This is a genomic window from Bradyrhizobium sp. MOS001, assembly GCF_004634465.1.
Lineage (GTDB): Bacteria > Pseudomonadota > Alphaproteobacteria > Rhizobiales > Xanthobacteraceae > Bradyrhizobium > Bradyrhizobium barranii.
Window position 1 is genome coordinate 79,410 of record NZ_SPVJ01000012.1, and the last position, 16,068, is coordinate 95,477.

The window sequence follows — 16,068 nt, forward strand, 5'->3', positions numbered from 1 at the left end:
CTCAGGCGCTGGCGATCGTGTGGATCGCTTCGCGCACCTGCTGGAAGGTGCCGCAGCGGCAGATATTGGTGATGGCTTCGTCGATATCGGCGTCGGTCGGCTTCGGCTTTTCGGCGAGGAGTGCGGCCACCGCCATGATCATGCCGCTCTGGCAATAGCCACATTGCGGAACGTCCTTGGCGATCCAGGCTGCCTGCACCTTGTGCAGCGTGTCGCCGGATGCGAGCCCCTCGATCGTGGTGATCTTCTTGCCTTCGGCCTCGCTGACCGAAATCCCGCAGGAACGGATGGCGACGCCGTCCATGTGAACGGTGCAGGCGCCGCATTGCGCAATGCCGCAGCCATATTTGGTGCCGGTCAGGCCGGCATTCTCACGGATCGCCCAGAGCAGCGGCGTATCCGGCTCGACGTCGAGCGTGAAGGTTTTTCCGTTGATTGTTAGGTTTGCCATCGCAAGTCCCCTGATTGGCCCAATCCACCGATCGGACTCAGGGCGCAATGTGTCTGGCAAATTGGAACTGTTCAAATCAATAGTCCGAGGGGTGGCCAACAGCGAGGCTGGCATGCGCGGGGAAGAATGTCGGGAGCGCGGTGTTGCGTTGTGAACGGCGGTGCAAATCCGCAGCCTTTGGTCGCATCGAATTCGTTTGACTATCTGAGGGTATTGTACAACCTTTGGTTTGATGGATCATTAGTCCATCCTAAGGGAGAATCGCCATGGGCCGCATCGTCACGATCGATCTCGAAAAAGTTCTCGCGTCAGGTAACGATCTCAAAGCCAAGTCACCGTCCGGACTCACTACCCACGCCGATCTGCTCAGCCTCGCCAGCGACGTCAGCAAGGACCCGGTCTCCTATCTGAGCAGCGTTGGCGTACAGCTCGACGACCAGACGGCGTCGATGCTGCGGAACAAGCTGGCCACGCGTAGCGGCGGCGTACAGGCCGGTACGATCCATATCGACATCCTCTGATCCCGCATCTGCAGATCACGATGGCCGGCTGACCGGTTCGCCGGGCAGCCGGGATATGGGGTCGTCGGCCATGGCGTTCGGCGCACAATTTTTATCCGATTTCCGCGCGGCCAGGGTGACGCCTACCAATCTCGTTCTGAACGTCACTCTGAAATGCCCGCTCAAATGTTCGCATTGCTGCTTTTCATCTGACATGTTTCACGGCGGGCACCTGTCCGCCGCGGACGTTCATCGTTGTATTCAGCAGGCCGCACAGATCCCGTCGATGGAGATCATCCATTTCGTCGGGGGTGATCCGATGCTGCATGCGGATATCGTTGCCGACGCCGTGGCACTGGCCGCGTCGCTGGGCTTGCGCGCGGGCATCACCACGAGCGCGTTCTGGGCCAAGTCGCCCGCGCGCGCAACGGCGGCTGTTCGGCAATTGCGCGCGGCCGGGCTCACCGAAATGACGTTGTCTTACGACGATCCCCACGCCGAGTTCGTGCCGCTGAATTTCATTGCCAACGCGGTCGCCGCTGCGCGCGAATGCGGCCTGCTGCTTCGGATCGCCGTGGTGGTCGAGGCGGGTTCGAAGATCACCGCCGCCAGCCTGCGCGCCGATCTCGGTCTTCAGGACGAGCCCGGCATCAACATCTATGAGACCGTCGCCAACTCGACCGGTCGCGGCGACGGCACGGACGAGGACACGCAGGCGGGCCGCGTTCACCACGCCTCCGCCTATCGCGGTCCCTGCGAGTCCGTTCTCCACACCGTCACGGTCGATCACGAGGGCGGCATCCGGCCCTGCTGCGGCGTGCTTCCCCATTACGACTCGCTGAAGGTGGGCCACATCGCGAAGGAAGGGATCGAAGCCGCGATGCAGGCGGCCGCGGACGATCCGCTCTACAGATGGATCAGGCTGGAGGGACCCGTCGCCATCCTCGCCGCAGTCACGGCCGCCGATCCCGTGCCGATGCGCGTTGAGGATTTCGACGGCATCTGCACCGCCTGCGACCGCATCTTCCGCTCGCCAGAGCTGCTGGCGCGCGTGCGCGAAGCCGCCGAGGCGCGCCACGGCCAGATCGAGACCTGCGAGATCCTGCTGGACGGACAAGCCGCATCTGCCAACCTCGTGGCCGCACAATGAGCGTCGATGTCCTCTTCTGCTCGGCGCCGGTGATGTCGGTGGTGCGGCCGTCGGCGGCGCTCGGCCTGTTGCAGGCCTTGCTGCGGCAGAAGGGCATTCGGGCCGAGACGCTCTATCTGAACCTGCTCTTCGCCGACCGCATCGGGCTCGATCTGAACGAGCAGCTTGCGGAGAAGTTGCCGAGCCATCTCCTCGCCGGCGATTGGCTGTTCGGCGATTGCCTGGGCACGCGGCCCGGACGGCCGCAGGCGCAGCGCCACCTCAGCGAGCTCAGCGCCGCCATAGAGCGCAAGGGGCTGGACCAGCTCTACGAGATCCGCCGCAACCTGATCCCGTCCTTCGTGGCGGAAGCGGCCGACCGGCTGCTCGAACGCACCCCCAAGATCATCGGCTTCACCTCGATGTTCGAGCAGACGGCCGCTTCGCTGGCGATCGCGGCCGCGGTCAAGGCGCGTGATCCGTCCGTCGTCGTCTGCTTCGGCGGCGCCAATTGCCATGGGCCGATGGGCGCGGTGCTGCTGAAGAACTTTGCGCAGATCGACTATGTCTTCAACGGCGAGGCCGATACCGTGTTCGGGCCGGCCGTCGAGGCAATCCTGCGCGGCGAAGAGCCTCGCGGCCTACCGGGATGCCTGTCCCGCGACCAGCCGGCTGCTGGCGCAGCAGCCGGTCCGACCGCGATGGATGCGCTGCCGATCCCCGACTACGCCGACTATTTCGCGCAACTGCCCTGGATGTCTGAAGCTGCGCGCGTGCGTCCCTCGATTCCGTTCGAGTCCTCGCGCGGCTGCTGGTGGGGGCAGAAGCACCATTGCACGTTCTGCGGCCTCAACGGCGAGGGCATGGCGTTCCGGGCCAAGTCGGCGCCGCGCGTGCTCAGCGAGATCGAGACCCTGCATGCGGAGTTCGGCATCGGCCGCTTTGCCGCGACCGACAACATCCTGGGCATGTCCCATATCGAGGGCGTGCTGGGCAGGCTCGCCGAACGCCCGGCGCACGGCTTTCGCTTCTTCTACGAGATCAAGGCCAATATGGACGAGGCGCAGCTCGAGAAGCTGGCGCTTGCCGGGACGGTCTGGTTGCAGCCCGGCATCGAGAGCCTGTCGGATCCGGTGCTGCATCTCATGCGCAAGGGTGTGAGCGCCTTGCTCAACCTGCGCCTGCTGCGCAATTGCCGCGAGCTCGGCGTCGGGCTGGTCTGGTCGATCCTGTACGGATTTCCCGGCGAGCCACGCGACGCCTACGACGCCGTCGCCAAGATGGTCCCGCTGCTCGAACACCTTCAGCCGCCGGTCGGCTGCGGCCGGATCCGGCTCGACCGGTTCAGCCCCAATTTCGAGCGCGCCGCCGAGATCGGATTCCGCAACGTCACGCCGATGCCGGCCTATGGCGCGATCTACGATGTCCCTGACGAGGATCTCTTCGATCTCGCTTATTTCTTCGAGGGCGACGCACCCGATGCCGCGCGCGAGCAGGATCTGGTGTCGCTCAAGGCCGCGAGTGCGGCCTGGCGTGCGCGCTGGTTCGATCAGCCCTTTGCGCCGCAATTGACGATGACGGCGGTCGGCACGGCGCATCTCGTCAGCGACACCCGGGCATGCGCGCTCCAGCCGTTCTATTGTCCGACACCGGCCGAGATCGCCGTGCTCAATCTGCTGCGCAATCCCTGCACGCGACTGAGCGTCATTGAACAGCTTGCCGATCGTTTGGATGCGGCATCAGTCGAGGCCGCACTGGATGCGATTCTGGCGCGACGGTTTGCGATCGAGATCGACGGCAGAGTGTTGTCGCTCGTCACCGAGGCCGGCCGCGAGATTTTTGACGCCGACGCCCGTGCCGAATTTCCGCTTGGATTCGTTTTGCCACGCGAGCGTATCGCCCCGCCGGAAGAAAACGGGTTGCACGTGGCCCTGATGAACGCCAGCGATGAACCGGCAGGCCTCGAACGGGTGCAGCCATGACCGTCGAAGTCCGCCCCCTCGGCGACAAGTGCAACATCAAGTGCCGCTACTGCTATCAGGAGGGCATCCGCACCGCCGGCAACGTGCCGACGCGTTACGATCTCGACGCGATCATGGCGACGCTGGACAGATTGGCGGAACCCTTCAGCCTGTTCGGCGGCGAGATCATGCTGACCCGCCGGCCCGATCTCGAACGCCTGATGCAGCTGGGCTTCGACCGCCATGGCGGCGTCGGCATGCAGACCAACGGCACGCTGATCGAGGAGCGCGACATCGAGCTCTTCAGGAAATACCACGTGCGCGTCGGCATCTCGATCGACGGGCCGGGACCGCTCAACGATGCTCGCTGGGCCGGCAGCCTGGCGGCGACGCGGCGTGCGACGGCGCGCATCGAGGCGGCGATCGAGACGCTGTGCCGGGAGGGCATGCCGCCAAACGTGATCGTGACGCTCAACCGGATGAATGCCGCGCCGGCTCGGCTCGGCGTGCTGTGCGAGTGGATCGGGTTTCTCGGTAGCCTCGGCGTGCGCAAGCTGCGCCTGCACCTGCTGGAGCAGGACGAAACGGAAGGGGGCGAGGGTCTCGCGCTCACCGCGCAGGAGAACCTTGCGGCCTTGAGGCGACTGCGCCGGCTCGAACAGGAGCTGCTGTCAGTCCAGTTCGACATCTTCGCCGAGATGGCCGCGATGCTTAGGGGCGATGACGCGCAGACCTCATGCGTCTTCCACGCCTGCGATCCCTATGCAACGCGCGCCGTGGTGGGCGTCGAGAGCGATGGCCGGCTCGGCAATTGCGGCCGCACCAACAAGGATGGCGTGACCCATCTGCGTGCCGGCCGCGAGGCCTTCGAGCGCCAGCTCTCGCTTTACCGGACGCCGCAGGCCGATGGCGGATGCGAGGGGTGCCGGTTCTTCCTGGCGTGCAAGGGCAATTGTCCGGGCACCGCGATCGACGGCGACTGGCGGATGCGCTCGATCGATTGCCCGGTGTGGTTCGGCCTGTTCGAGGACATCGAGACCGAGCTTCAGGCGAACGATGAGGTCGCGATCAGCCGGTTGGAGCGCCGGTCCGATCTCGAAGCGAAGATGATCGCCGCCTGGTCGATCGGCGACAATCCGACCCTGCATTCGTTGCTCCAGCAGGCGGACGCACCATGACGTCCGCCTGGCCGACCTGCTGGCTGACCTGGCCCCGTCCTCCGCTCGCGGCCGCGCCGCGGGAGCCAGCCGTCGCCAAGGCAGCGACTCAGCGCATCAGCTTCACCGGACCGCAGGCGCGCGCGCTCTGGCAGCCGCGTCTGGATCGCCTCAGGCATGCGGCGCTAGCGATCGAATTCGAGATGGTGCGCCGGAAGCGCATCCCGGCCACGCTGGTGTGGACTGGCTATGATGGCATCGACGCCCTGACCGAGCGGGCGCGCGCGATTGGCCTGGAGGCCAAGCCGGTCAAGGCGTCGCTTGGCTATGCCGTCGACTGGCCGCTTGAGGCATCGATCGCCGAACCGAAGCGGCTGCTCGACTATGCGTTCCTGATCGGCGCCGCGCCGCTCGACACATCGATCGCCGAGCCGGCGGCGGACGGCCAGGAGCAGGCGGCGATACGGTTCGGCTATCCCGCATGCTGCGCAAGATCCTGGGCGGACCATCTTCGGCGTGGCGGAAGCGATCCGTTGGCCGGCATCCTCGCGCGCGAGGAGAAAGCGGCCGTGCCTGCCCATGTCGCGCTCGCGGTTCTGGGACTGGGGCCGGTGAGACACGGGCCTTGTTCTGCGGACTGTTCCGCTACGCGCGATCGTTCGCGTGAGTTCATCGATCTCGGCCGCCAGCTGGGATTGGCCGCGGAAATGAGTTGGCTCGAAGAGATGGCGGATTGGACGGTGTGTGCGTCGTTTGTCAATGGCGTTGCCGAGATTGCGACGGCCACCTTCCGCTGCACATGGCTGTCCGATGAGGGCACACCGTCGCATCGGCGGCCTCGTCAACGCGCGGCGGCGACGCACCTGGACAAGCGAAAGGCCGCAGCGGTCGAGCCCGCGGACAGCGCCGATATCCTCACCGAACTCGGCGGCGGATTTGAAGCGGCCGGTTTCGAAAACCCCTTCGCCATGCGCTCGCGCTTCAGCACGGTGGTCTGGGAGCAGACCGCTGCGCTGCGCCGCGCGGGATCGGCCGTGCATGTCGGATGCGGCGATGGATTGCTGCTGGAATTGATCGCGCAGACGAGGCCAAAGCTGAGATTATACGGTGCCGAGGAAGATGCCGCGCTAGCTGAAGCCGCGCGCCGGCGCCTCGGTGCGTCATTGCCGGTACTCGGCGGGACCAGCATCGCGGCGATTGCGGCGCTGTCGCGTCTTGCACCTGATGGCGTCGACCTCGCTTTCGTCGATGCGGAACGGCTTGGCGGCCGCGAACCGCTTGCCGCTGTCCGCGCGATCGCGAAATCGGTGATCGTGATCGGCACCGACCGATCGCTGCACCGGCTTGGGGATATGGACACCCTTGCGGCATCGATGGGATTTGCCTTGCTGCCTGGACGCGCAGGGCGCGTCTCCGCGGCCCTCTCGACGACGAGTGGTCGTCCGCACTGACCGGTTCGAAGGAGAGATCGCCATGGACGCGACGTCGATTGACTGGGAACGCACGGCACGACCGCAGGCCGACGGCCACGATACCGCCGTCGCCCTCGGCCTGATCGACACCGAGCCGACGCCGTGGCGGCCGCTGCCGCCGCAGCGTCCCCCGGTGAACGGTGCGCCGGCCATTGCGGATGGCAGGGTTGCCCTGCGCACGGAGGATCCGCTGCTGCCGGCGCCGCGGTTTGTCCCCGACGCGCAAGCCATCCGGGCGCTGGAGCAGGCGCTGCACTACGTCCGCCGCTGGCCGCTCGCTGCGAAACAATGGCCTGATATCGTGCACACCATCCAGTGCTATCACGACACCGAGCAGCCGACCGAGGGGCCCGGTCGGCTCGGCTCGGCCAGCCACTCGGTCGACGCGCGGTTCGGCGTCATCGGCCTCACGGTCAATTGCCCGCTCGCGACCGCGCAGGCGATCGTCCATGAAATGGCCCATCACAAGCTGAGGGCATTCGGCGTCGCCAACGAGAATGCGATCCGGATCATCAGCAATCCGCAGGACGAGCTCTATCCCAGCCCGATCGTGGTCGACCGGCCGCGTCCAATGACCGCAGTGCTGCACGCACAATATTCGTTCATCCACGTCACCCAGCTCGACGTGCACATGCTGGAGCAGGAAGACGACCCGCAGGTTCGCAGCGACATCCGCGCGCTGCTCGCGCGCAATGCGTCGCGGATGGAGCAGGGGTTCGAGACGCTGCGGCAGCACGCCCGCACCGATGCGGCCGGCCGGGCGTTTCTCGGCGCGTTCTTCGCCTGGTGCAGCGACGTCCTGGCGAGCAGCCGGAAGATGCTTGCCAGCGAGCGCGGCTGATTGCCCGCTCTGCCCAGGACCGGGTTCCAGCCCTAAACGCCAGATACGCGGTTTGAGACGACTTTCGGCTGTGATTGCCGGTTCCAGGCCCCGTCGGCGCTGCATTGCGGCGACAGTTTGTCCTTTTTACCGGGGTGCAAGACGAACGCGCTCTGGTACACTGGGACGAAGCAAAAAGGGATTCCATGAACGTACCGCAGCGTTGCAACGTATTGATGCTCTATCCGCTGTTCTTGGCGGAGTCGTTCTGGAGCTTTGGCGAATCCTGCGAGCTGATGGGTGTGAAGCGACCCGCGGCCCCCCTCGGCCTGATCACGGTGGCCGCGATGCTGCCGAAGGACTGGACGGTCCGGCTGATCGACTGCAACACCCAGCCCCTTGGTGACGAGGATCTCGCCTGGGCCGATGTCGTGTTCACCGGCGGCATGCTGCCGCAGCAGGCCGATACGCTGCGCCTGATCGAACTCTGCCGCGCCGCCGGCAAGCCGGTGGTCGTCGGCGGACCCGATCCGACGTCGAGCCCCCATGTCTACGAACGGGCCGACTTCCGGGTGCTCGGCGAGGCCGAAAGCGTCATCGACGAGTTCATCGCGGCCTGGGAAAGCGGGGCCCGCGCCGGCGTCTTCACTGCGCCGAAATTCCAGGCCGACGTAACAAAGACGCCGGTGCCACGCTTCGATCTCCTGAAGTTCGAGGACTATCTCTACCTCGGTGTGCAATATTCGCGTGGCTGTCCGTTCACCTGCGAGTTCTGCGACATCATCGAGCTCTACGGCCGTGTGCCGCGCACCAAGACGGTCGAGCAGATGTTTGTCGAGCTCGAGACGCTCTACCGGATGGGCTACCGCGGCCATCTCGACTTCGTCGACGACAATTTCATCGGCAACAAGAAGTCGCTGCGGCAGTTCCTGCCCCAGCTCGCCGAATGGCAGCGCGCGCACGGCTATCCCTTCGAATTGTCCACCGAGGCCTCGGTCAACCTGGCCGACGATCCCGAGCTATTGGAGCTGATGGGCGCGGCCAATTTCTTCGGCATCTTCGTTGGCATCGAAAGTCCGGACCCTGCAACGCTGGTCGCGATGCGGAAGAAGCAGAACACGCGGCGCAACATCGCCGAGAGCATCCACAAGATCTATGCCGCCGGCATGCTCGTCACCGCGGGTTTCATCGTCGGCTTCGACACCGAGAAGGTCTCGATGGCGGAAGCGATGATCGATTTCATCGAGGAGGCCGCGATTCCCGTCGCCATGGTCGGCCTGCTCTATGCGTTGCCGAACACGCAGCTCACGCGCCGACTCGAGCGTGAAGGCCGGCTGCATCCGGGCCACGATCTGGCGCCGACCATCGGCGCCGATCAGTGCACGGACGGCATCAACTTCGATCCGGTCCGCCCGTTGCGCGACATCCTGACGGACTACAAGCGGGTGCTGGAGCACATCTACAGCCCCGCCGCCTACGCAGGACGCGTCGACCGCCTGATGACGCTGCTCGACCGATCCAGGCAGCGCCCCGAGCTCGCCGAGGGCGACATCCGCTCGCGGGTCGGGGCGATGGAGACGGTGCACCGCGTTGTCACCGCCCTTCCCGAAGCGCGCGGGCCGCTGTGGCAGACCTTCATGAACTGCGCCAAGCGCGACACGTCATCGGCACGGATCGCGGTGCAGATGATTGCCGCCTATGCGCATCTCGGGCCGTTCTCGCGCAAGGTCATCGAAGCCATCGACGGGCGCCTCGCTGCGCTCGATGACGAGACGGTCATCCCGACCGCTGCGACGCTCGACACCACCGCAGCCCGGCACCTGGCCTGAAGGCTTACTTCACCGCCAGCCGCAGGAAGCTCATCACGCTGCCGAGCGCGGCAAAGCCGGCGCCGAGGGCCAGCGCGACGGTTGCGCCGTCGTGGCCGGCAAGCGCAAAGCAGAGGGCGGCTAGCGCCGCGCCCGTGGTCTGGCCCGTCAGGCGTGCGGTCGCGACGATGCCGGAGGCGCTGCCGCTGCGGTGCGGCGGCGCGCTCGACATCACCGCCTTCATGTTCGGTGCCTGGAAAAAGCCGAACCCCATGCCGCAGATCACCATCCGCCAGATGATGTCGGGAATGGCAGGATTGGACGGGAGCATCGCGAGCAATGCCATGCCGAGGCCGAGCAGCACGAGCCCGATGCCGCCGAGCAGGCCGACCGCGTGCCGGTCGGAGAGGCGCCCTGCGATCGGCGCCATGATGCCGACCACCAGCGGCCAGGGTGTCATGAAGAAGCCGGTCTCGACCTGCGAACGCCCGAGCACGTCCTCGAAATAGAACGGCAGCGAGACGAAGGCGAGGCCCTGCACGGCGAACGAGCACACCGCGGTCGCTGCCGACAGCGCGAACATCGGCCGGCTGAACAGGTCGATCGGCAGCATCGGCGCGGGATGGTCGGCATGCCGGCGCGTCAGGATGAAGCCGAGTGCGAGGGCCGTGATCAGCTCGATGCCCACGACAACAGGCGACAGATTGTGCGCGGCGCTGCCGATTCCCGTGATGAACAGGCCGAGGCAGGCGGACGCAAGGACTGCGCCGAGGAAGTCGAAGCCATGATCGGCGCGCGGCGTCTTCGGCAGCATTGCAAAGCCGATCCCGATCGCGACGAGGCCGAAAGGAATGTTGACGGCGAACAGCCAGGGCCATGGGCCGACTGCGAGAATGGCGGAGGCGATCGATGGACCGATGGTGAAGGCGGTCGCGACCACGAGCGCGTTGTGGCCAAAACCGCGGCCGAGCATCCGGCCGGGATAGACGAAGCGCACCAGCGCCGTATTGACGCTCATGATGCCGCTGGCCCCCAGGCCCTGCAGCGTGCGCGCGACCAGCAGGCTGTCCAGCGACCACGCCACCGCGCAGAACAGCGAGGCGATGGTGAACAGGATCAGGCCGCCGAGATAGATCCGCTGGTGCCCGACGATCTCGCCGAGCGCACCGAGCGGCAGCAAAGTGGCCACCAGCGCGATCTGGTAGACATTGACCACCCAGACCGATTGCTCCGGCGTGACGTGCAAATCGGCGGCAATGGCTGGCAGCGCGATATTCGCGATCGCGGTGTCGAGGGAGGCCATCGCCAGCGCGGTGAAGATGGCGGCGATCGCCCAGCGCCGCTGCGTGGCCGGAAGGCCGTCGGCAATGGGATGATCGGGCTCGCGCGCGGCGGCAGGTAACGTGATTGTCATTGCCTGGCGCGTTGCTCCGGCGGCGTGGTGAAAGGGGACTTTCGGCATGTACTACGCCGAAGGCCGCTTCCACAGGCATATGCTTGCATGCTGTGTATGCGCGAAGGTGAGGCGATGCGGCCGGCGGCTGGCGTATGATTGCGCCAGCTGCTGCAATCTTGGGGGATCACCATGCAAATCGTCGTTCTGCCCGGTGACGGCATCGGACCGGAGATCACGGCCGCGACATCGGGCGTGCTGCGTGCGGCCTCCGAGCGCTTCCAGCTCAATCTGCGGCTCGAGGAGCACGCGGTCGGGCATGCGAGCCTGAAGCTATCAGGCACGACGGTACGCCCCGAGCTGCTCGACATCGTCCGCGCCGCCGACGGCCTGATCCTGGGGCCAACCGCGACCTTTGACTTCAAGGACGAGGCGCATGGCGAGATCAACCCGTCCAGGCACTTTCGCAAGAGTCTCGACCTCTACGCCAATGTCCGGCCCGCGCGCACCTATGCGGGGCGGCCCGGCCGGCTCGGCGAGTTCGACCTCGTCGTCGTGCGCGAGAACACCGAAGGGTTTTACGCCGACCGCAACATGGAGCAGGGCAATGGCGAGATGCTGGTCACGCCTGACGTCGTGATCTCGCTGCGCCGGATCACGCGCCTCTGCTGCGAGCGTATCGCGCACGCCGCCTGTCGTCTGGCGATGAAGCGGCGGAAGCATCTGACCATCGTGCACAAGGCCAATGTGCTGAAACTCGGCGACGGCATGTTCCTCGACATCTGCCGCACGGCGGCGAAGGGCTATCCCGGCCTCGAAGTCGACGACATCCTGGTCGACGCCATGATGGCGCATGTCGTGCGCAACCCCGATCGCTTCGACGTCATCGTCGCCACCAACATGTTCGGCGACATCCTGTCCGATCTCACGGCCGAGCTCTCCGGCAGCCTCGGCCTCGGCGGCTCGCTGAATGTCGGTGATCGCTTCGCCATGGCGCAGGCCGCGCACGGCTCGGCGCCTGACATCGCGGGGCAGGACGTTGCCAATCCGGTCTCGCTGATCCTGTCGACCGCGTTGCTGCTGGCCTGGCACGGCGAGAAGAGCGGCGCCGTCCGCTACGAGGAAGCGGCGCGTGCGATCGAAGCCGCGGTGGCGAAAGCGATCGGCGAGGGCAGAGCGACGCGCGACGTCGGCGGCAAGCTCGGCACCATCGCGGCAGGTGCTGCGATCGCGGAGATCTTGCAGGCGGAGTGAGCCATCGTCGCGGATGCCTGCGATTTTTTTGGGGGCCAACACAAAAACTCGAAAAACAACCCCATGCACAGTAGCAGGCTCCTTGATCGATAAGGGATTTTCGGAGCGCGTCGCGACGACCTTCGTGACAGTGATCACGTTGACCCGTCGGGCAAAACACTGGCATGATGCTATCGTGCCAGCGGTCGGGGACAAGGGCGCATTCTCATCATGCGCGACGTCCGTTTCCTGACGTCCAGTGGCCCGTCTCCTCTGGCCCGCTTGAGCCAGATCAAGACTCACCCCGCGGCGCCGCCGGACCTTTCCATCAACGCATCCATGGAAAGGGCGGCCCATATGACAACCCTGCTCAGGGAAATCCGGGATACACCTCTGCTCTGGATGCTGGTCTTCGTGCCCATCGTGCTGGTGGCGGACGCGGTCGCCCCGCATTCCCACACGCTGCTGTTCGTGCTCGCCGTGCTTGCGATCGTGCCGCTGGCGGCGCTGCTCAGCCACGCCACCGAAGCGGTCGCCGCCAGAACCGGCGATGCCGTGGGTGGACTGCTCAACGCAACGCTCGGCAATCTGACGGAGCTGATCATCGCCATCACGGCGCTGCGGGCAGGCGAGTACATGCTGGTGAAGGCCTCGATTGCCGGCGCCATCGTCACCAACGCGACATTCATGCTCGGCGCCTGCCTGCTGCTCGGCGGCCTGCGCTACCACGTGCAGGAGTACAACCGTGCCGGCGCGCGCCTGTCGTCCGGCCTGTTGCTGATGGCGACAGTCGCCCTGCTGGCCCCCTCGGCAGTCGCCGACCTCGAGCATTTGCCGCAGGACGGAGGCGTCATTCACAAGCTTAGCGTCGGCATTTCAGTCCTGCTGATCGCGGCTTACGCGCTTGGCCTGTGGTTCTCGCTCGGGACGCACAAGGAATTGTTCGCAAGCGCCGATCACGGCGAGCAGGAGGAAGCGCACTGGCCGATCGGGCTAGCCGTTGGGACGCTGCTGGCCGTCACCGTGCTGGTGGCGCTGGTGAGCGAGATCTTCGTGGAATCGGTGCAGAAGGCGGCGGAGACCTTCGGCATGAGTCCGGCTTTCGTCGGGTTCATCATCGTTTCGCTGGTTGGCGCCGCTGCCGAATTTGCAGTTGCCCTTGCCGCTGCGCGCAAGGACCGCCTCGACATGGTCGTCAGCATTGCGCTCGGCAGCGCCTCCCAGATCGCGCTGTTCGTTGCACCCGCGCTCGTGCTGCTCAGCTATGTCGTGGGACCGACGCCAATGAACCTTCAGTTCTGGCCTGGCGCCGTCACCATGGTGATGATCGCAACAGTCACGGCGACCTTCATCACCACCAGTGGACGCTCGGCATGGTTCGTCGGCGCCCTGATGATCTTCATTTATGCGGTGTTTGCGCTGACGCTGTATGTCGTCCCGCCGGCGGGCGAGGGATGAGGTGCACTCGCCCGCGGGCACAGGGGTGAATTGGCTCATCGGAGAATGGCGGCCCGTGGCGAGCCATCCTCCGAAGCGGCGAATACGTTTCCCGCTAGTAGGCCCAGTAGCTGCCGGTGGGCGGGCAATTGTCGCCGCCGTAGCCATAGCCGTAGTTGCCGCCGCCATAACCGTAATACGATGCGGCCGGGTAGCCATAGCCATAGGCGGGATAACCGCCAGAGTAGCCACCGTAGTACCCGCCATAGCCGCCGTAATAGGCGCTCCGCGCGATTGCGCCGCCGACGACCGCGCCGGCGACCACACCGTAACCGAGGCCGCGATAGCCGTAGCCGCGATAACCCCAGCCGCCGCGGTAGCCCCAGCCGACGCCGCGATAGCCGTAGCCGCCGCCGCGCCAGCCGCCGACCCAGCGCACTTCGGTGGTGGTCTGATCGACCATCGATTTCATCGTCGAAAGATGCGTCGGGATCGGCCCGGCCTGAGCGATTGTGCCTGATAGCAGGGCGCCGGCTCCGGCGAGAACGAAGGTACGCAGGGAATTCGAGGATGTCATGATCGATCATCTCCTTGGCTTACGGGCGGCGCTTTCTGCGCGGCCGTACCCATTCCGGGATGGCAATGCCGCGGCGGGTTTGATCCAGATCAAGCGTCGACGGCGTATCCGGCCTGGACCTCGACGGGATCAATGTGCGATGCCGTCGGTAAGCACGCGCAGGCTCGTGGCGGGCGACTACTTCAAGTCGACCGTATCTTCCGCGATGATTTCTTCGTCGAATCCGGTCGTCCGCAACACGCGTACCGCGGCACGTTTGGCGCCGGCGAACTGATTGCGATCGACGTCCACCTCCGGGGTGGGACGACTCACTGCGATCGTGTCCCACGTCGACTTGTTGTCCGGCTTGACCTGGACCGAGTAGGTTACGCCCGCGACGGGCTGCAAACCGCCGAGTTGGTCGATCCTCAATGGCCGCCGGCTGGCTGCTGCAGCCCCGGCAAGCTCAAGTCCGAAGGTGGCGCCTGCGGTCGGCCCGGAGGGTGCCGCCCCGGCCTCGTACCGGCTGATCTCCTTCCCCTTGAGCTGGAGGCTTACCGACTTCATGCCGCTCACCCGCGGAAGGTCCGCCTGAATCAGACCGACTTCGTTCGGCCGGTCGGGTTCAGCAGATGACCGGCGGATCACGACTGGCTCACGGTAGACTTCCTTGCCGGTGCCGTCGTAGGCTACGAGTTCCACGTCCTTGTCGGTGGCGGCGTCCGACGCGATGGTGGAGACCGACGGGTTCACATACATGATCTTGCCGTCACCAGCGGTCTTGTTGATGGTGGCGACGACGTGAACGAATGATCCGGTCTTGATTTCGGTCTTCATCGGATCCTCCTAGGCGACCGGCGGACCGAGGGCGTCCTCTTCCAAAAGCCGGGTCATTATCGCCTGGTAAGTGTACGCCGATAGCCACTGGTTGTCTGCATAGGTCATCACGTCGTGATATGTGAGCCCCGGCAACGCAGCGGCCGGCAGGCCGAGTTCGTGATCCCCGGTGTCGACACCGACATATTTGTTGTCCGGCTTGCTGATACAGCCGTTCTCATAAGGGAATGTCGGATCGCTCGCGTCCTGCGCGGCGGGGGGAAATCCCGGATGAAACCGGCCGAACGTATGTCCGAGTTCGTGAGCACCGTACCAGTCGGCGTACGACGCGTCGCGATCGCCGGCAAATCCGTTCGGCACGCCCGCGGGTCCGGAAGCGACGGTGTCCGGCTGGGGCGTGCCCGGAATCGCGAACGCCTTTCCTCGCATGAAGTTGTTGGACGCGTTATCGTCGACGAGACCGTAATAGTGCGTGCGCGGGTCGACGCCGCTGCTCACCTCGCGGCTTCGCAGCGCGGCGATCTGGGCATTGGCGAGATCGACCGTCGAGTCGTCGAACGGTGCGGCAAAATCCGCGTCCACCACCATGTGGGACCATTCGAGCGCGGCGACAGGATAGGCGCGATTGAGAAACGACCTGAGATACGAAAAGTGGACCGCAGCGGGTGTGACGGTCGTCGTGCCCGCTTTGTATCGAAGGCCGATCACCCGGATGCGCAGCGGCGGCGCCGCCGCGAATGTGACGGGCGCGATGTTGAACGCCGCCGCCGGAAGGTCGCCGCCTCCGGGCTGAAAGATGCGGCTGATGCGCAAGTTGAGTGTGCCCGCGCCGATGGCCGCGGCCGGCAGGCGGAAGTTCAGGCTCTTGTCGATGTCTTCCCGCTGTTCGCGGAGACTGAAGGGCGAGCCCGGGTCTACCCGAAGCGAGTTGAGGGCCGGGAGGAACGTGTCGCCTCCGCCGCTCCGGCTCCACGCAATTTCCGCGGTGATCTGACCGGGCTGCGACACCGAAGTCGGCTCAAGATAGAGGCGAACGAGCGTCGCCTTATCGGCGACCAGCGGCACCGAATTCGTCACGTCCTGAACGCACTGGACGATCTCGACGCCGCGCACCTGCACGCCGGTCTGCGGCTGAGCGAGGCCGAGCGGGCGGCGCTTGCGAGGTTTGAGTCTGGGAACGCCCGAGCCGCGATGCACGCACATCATGCACATGGTGTTGTTCCGGCTTTGATGACCCGTAACGCGAGCTTCGCTTTGTCGCGTGGACTTTAGGTCTACATTGATACTATACTACTCGCTATAATTGAACAAAGC

At 65.5% G+C, this 16,068-nt stretch carries 14 protein-coding genes; 9 read left to right on the forward strand and 5 right to left on the reverse strand.

Translation table 11 applies throughout. The features are described from left to right. Position 1: 1 nt before the first annotated feature. Positions 2-451 (reverse strand): (2Fe-2S)-binding protein, encoded by a 450-nt coding sequence (locus tag CT676_RS17965; RefSeq protein ID WP_028156974.1) that lies wholly within the window; start codon positions 449-451, stop codon positions 2-4. A 266-nt stretch (positions 452-717) separates the two neighbouring features. Here CT676_RS17965 and CT676_RS17970 point away from each other — a divergent pair, with 266 nt between their 5' ends. The 7 genes from CT676_RS17970 (at position 718) to CT676_RS18000 (ending at position 9,319) form a co-directional block, all read left to right on the forward strand. After that, the gene (locus CT676_RS17970; protein WP_028150121.1) at positions 718-972 is read left to right on the forward strand and encodes a hypothetical protein; all 255 of its coding nucleotides are present in this window, start codon (positions 718-720) and stop codon (positions 970-972) included. 70 nt (positions 973-1,042) lie between these two features. Beyond that, positions 1,043-2,101 (forward strand): radical SAM/SPASM domain-containing protein, encoded by a 1,059-nt coding sequence (locus CT676_RS17975; protein WP_135215068.1) that lies wholly within the window; start codon positions 1,043-1,045, stop codon positions 2,099-2,101. Then, complete coding sequence (locus tag CT676_RS17980) at positions 2,098-4,062, forward strand: RiPP maturation radical SAM C-methyltransferase (RefSeq protein WP_244623184.1); 1,965 nt, start codon at positions 2,098-2,100, stop codon at positions 4,060-4,062. The genes CT676_RS17975 and CT676_RS17980 overlap by 4 nt, the downstream gene beginning before the upstream one ends. Next, positions 4,059-5,219, forward strand: coding sequence for a radical SAM protein (locus CT676_RS17985; protein WP_085404488.1), 1,161 nt, complete (start codon positions 4,059-4,061; stop codon positions 5,217-5,219). Before CT676_RS17980 ends, CT676_RS17985 begins: the two co-directional genes overlap by 4 nt. Continuing rightward, positions 5,216-6,649 (forward strand): hypothetical protein, encoded by a 1,434-nt coding sequence (locus CT676_RS17990; protein WP_085404487.1) that lies wholly within the window; start codon positions 5,216-5,218, stop codon positions 6,647-6,649. The genes CT676_RS17985 and CT676_RS17990 overlap by 4 nt, the downstream gene beginning before the upstream one ends. 22 nt (positions 6,650-6,671) lie before the next feature. Further along, complete coding sequence (locus CT676_RS17995) at positions 6,672-7,511, forward strand: HEXXH motif-containing putative peptide modification protein (protein ID WP_085404486.1); 840 nt, start codon at positions 6,672-6,674, stop codon at positions 7,509-7,511. A 185-nt stretch (positions 7,512-7,696) separates the two neighbouring features. Next, complete coding sequence (locus CT676_RS18000; protein WP_085404485.1) at positions 7,697-9,319, forward strand: B12-binding domain-containing radical SAM protein; 1,623 nt, start codon at positions 7,697-7,699, stop codon at positions 9,317-9,319. Between the two features lie 4 nt (positions 9,320-9,323). On the opposite strand, the gene CT676_RS18005 is transcribed toward CT676_RS18000, so the two are convergent. After that, on the reverse strand, positions 9,324-10,712 hold the full coding sequence (locus CT676_RS18005; protein ID WP_085404484.1) for an MFS transporter: 1,389 nt from the start codon (positions 10,710-10,712) through the stop codon (positions 9,324-9,326). A 171-nt stretch (positions 10,713-10,883) separates the two neighbouring features. Between CT676_RS18005 and CT676_RS18010 the strand changes: the two genes are divergently transcribed. Continuing rightward, positions 10,884-11,945: an isocitrate/isopropylmalate family dehydrogenase gene (locus tag CT676_RS18010; RefSeq protein WP_085404483.1), complete on the forward strand. Its 1,062-nt coding sequence runs from the start codon at positions 10,884-10,886 to the stop codon at positions 11,943-11,945. A gap of 336 nt (positions 11,946-12,281) precedes the next feature. Continuing rightward, positions 12,282-13,382 (forward strand): calcium/proton exchanger, encoded by a 1,101-nt coding sequence (gene cax / locus CT676_RS18015; protein ID WP_085404482.1) that lies wholly within the window; start codon positions 12,282-12,284, stop codon positions 13,380-13,382. Positions 13,383-13,476: 94 nt separating this feature from the next. On the opposite strand, the gene CT676_RS18020 is transcribed toward cax, so the two are convergent. From CT676_RS18020 to CT676_RS18030, 3 genes are all read right to left on the reverse strand, one after another. Then, positions 13,477-13,938, reverse strand: a complete 462-nt coding sequence (locus CT676_RS18020) for a hypothetical protein (protein ID WP_085404481.1) — start codon at positions 13,936-13,938, stop codon at positions 13,477-13,479. Between the two features lie 177 nt (positions 13,939-14,115). Then, entirely contained in the window at positions 14,116-14,754 is a 639-nt protein-coding gene (locus CT676_RS18025; protein WP_085404480.1) for a hypothetical protein, read from the reverse strand. Between the two features lie 9 nt (positions 14,755-14,763). After that, the gene (locus tag CT676_RS18030) at positions 14,764-15,966 is read right to left on the reverse strand and encodes a hypothetical protein (RefSeq protein ID WP_205124604.1); all 1,203 of its coding nucleotides are present in this window, start codon (positions 15,964-15,966) and stop codon (positions 14,764-14,766) included. Positions 15,967-16,068 lie beyond the last annotated feature (102 nt).

Coding starts and splice junctions, on each gene's coding strand:
- CT676_RS17985 (WP_085404488.1), top strand. CDS start 4,059: ATGACCGTCGAAGTCCGCCCCCTCGGCGACAAGTGCAACATCAAGTGC.
- CT676_RS18030 (WP_205124604.1), bottom strand. CDS start 15,966: ATGTGCATGATGTGCGTGCATCGCGGCTCGGGCGTTCCCAGACTCAAA.
- CT676_RS18000 (WP_085404485.1), top strand. CDS start 7,697: ATGAACGTACCGCAGCGTTGCAACGTATTGATGCTCTATCCGCTGTTC.
- CT676_RS18020 (WP_085404481.1), bottom strand. CDS start 13,938: ATGACATCCTCGAATTCCCTGCGTACCTTCGTTCTCGCCGGAGCCGGC.
- CT676_RS17995 (WP_085404486.1), top strand. CDS start 6,672: ATGGACGCGACGTCGATTGACTGGGAACGCACGGCACGACCGCAGGCC.
- CT676_RS17990 (WP_085404487.1), top strand. CDS start 5,216: ATGACGTCCGCCTGGCCGACCTGCTGGCTGACCTGGCCCCGTCCTCCG.
- CT676_RS17965 (WP_028156974.1), bottom strand. CDS start 451: ATGGCAAACCTAACAATCAACGGAAAAACCTTCACGCTCGACGTCGAG.
- CT676_RS18025 (WP_085404480.1), bottom strand. CDS start 14,754: ATGAAGACCGAAATCAAGACCGGATCATTCGTTCACGTCGTCGCCACC.
- CT676_RS17975 (WP_135215068.1), top strand. CDS start 1,043: ATGGCGTTCGGCGCACAATTTTTATCCGATTTCCGCGCGGCCAGGGTG.
- cax (WP_085404482.1), top strand. CDS start 12,282: ATGACAACCCTGCTCAGGGAAATCCGGGATACACCTCTGCTCTGGATG.
- CT676_RS18005 (WP_085404484.1), bottom strand. CDS start 10,712: ATGACAATCACGTTACCTGCCGCCGCGCGCGAGCCCGATCATCCCATT.
- CT676_RS17970 (WP_028150121.1), top strand. CDS start 718: ATGGGCCGCATCGTCACGATCGATCTCGAAAAAGTTCTCGCGTCAGGT.
- CT676_RS17980 (WP_244623184.1), top strand. CDS start 2,098: ATGAGCGTCGATGTCCTCTTCTGCTCGGCGCCGGTGATGTCGGTGGTG.
- CT676_RS18010 (WP_085404483.1), top strand. CDS start 10,884: ATGCAAATCGTCGTTCTGCCCGGTGACGGCATCGGACCGGAGATCACG.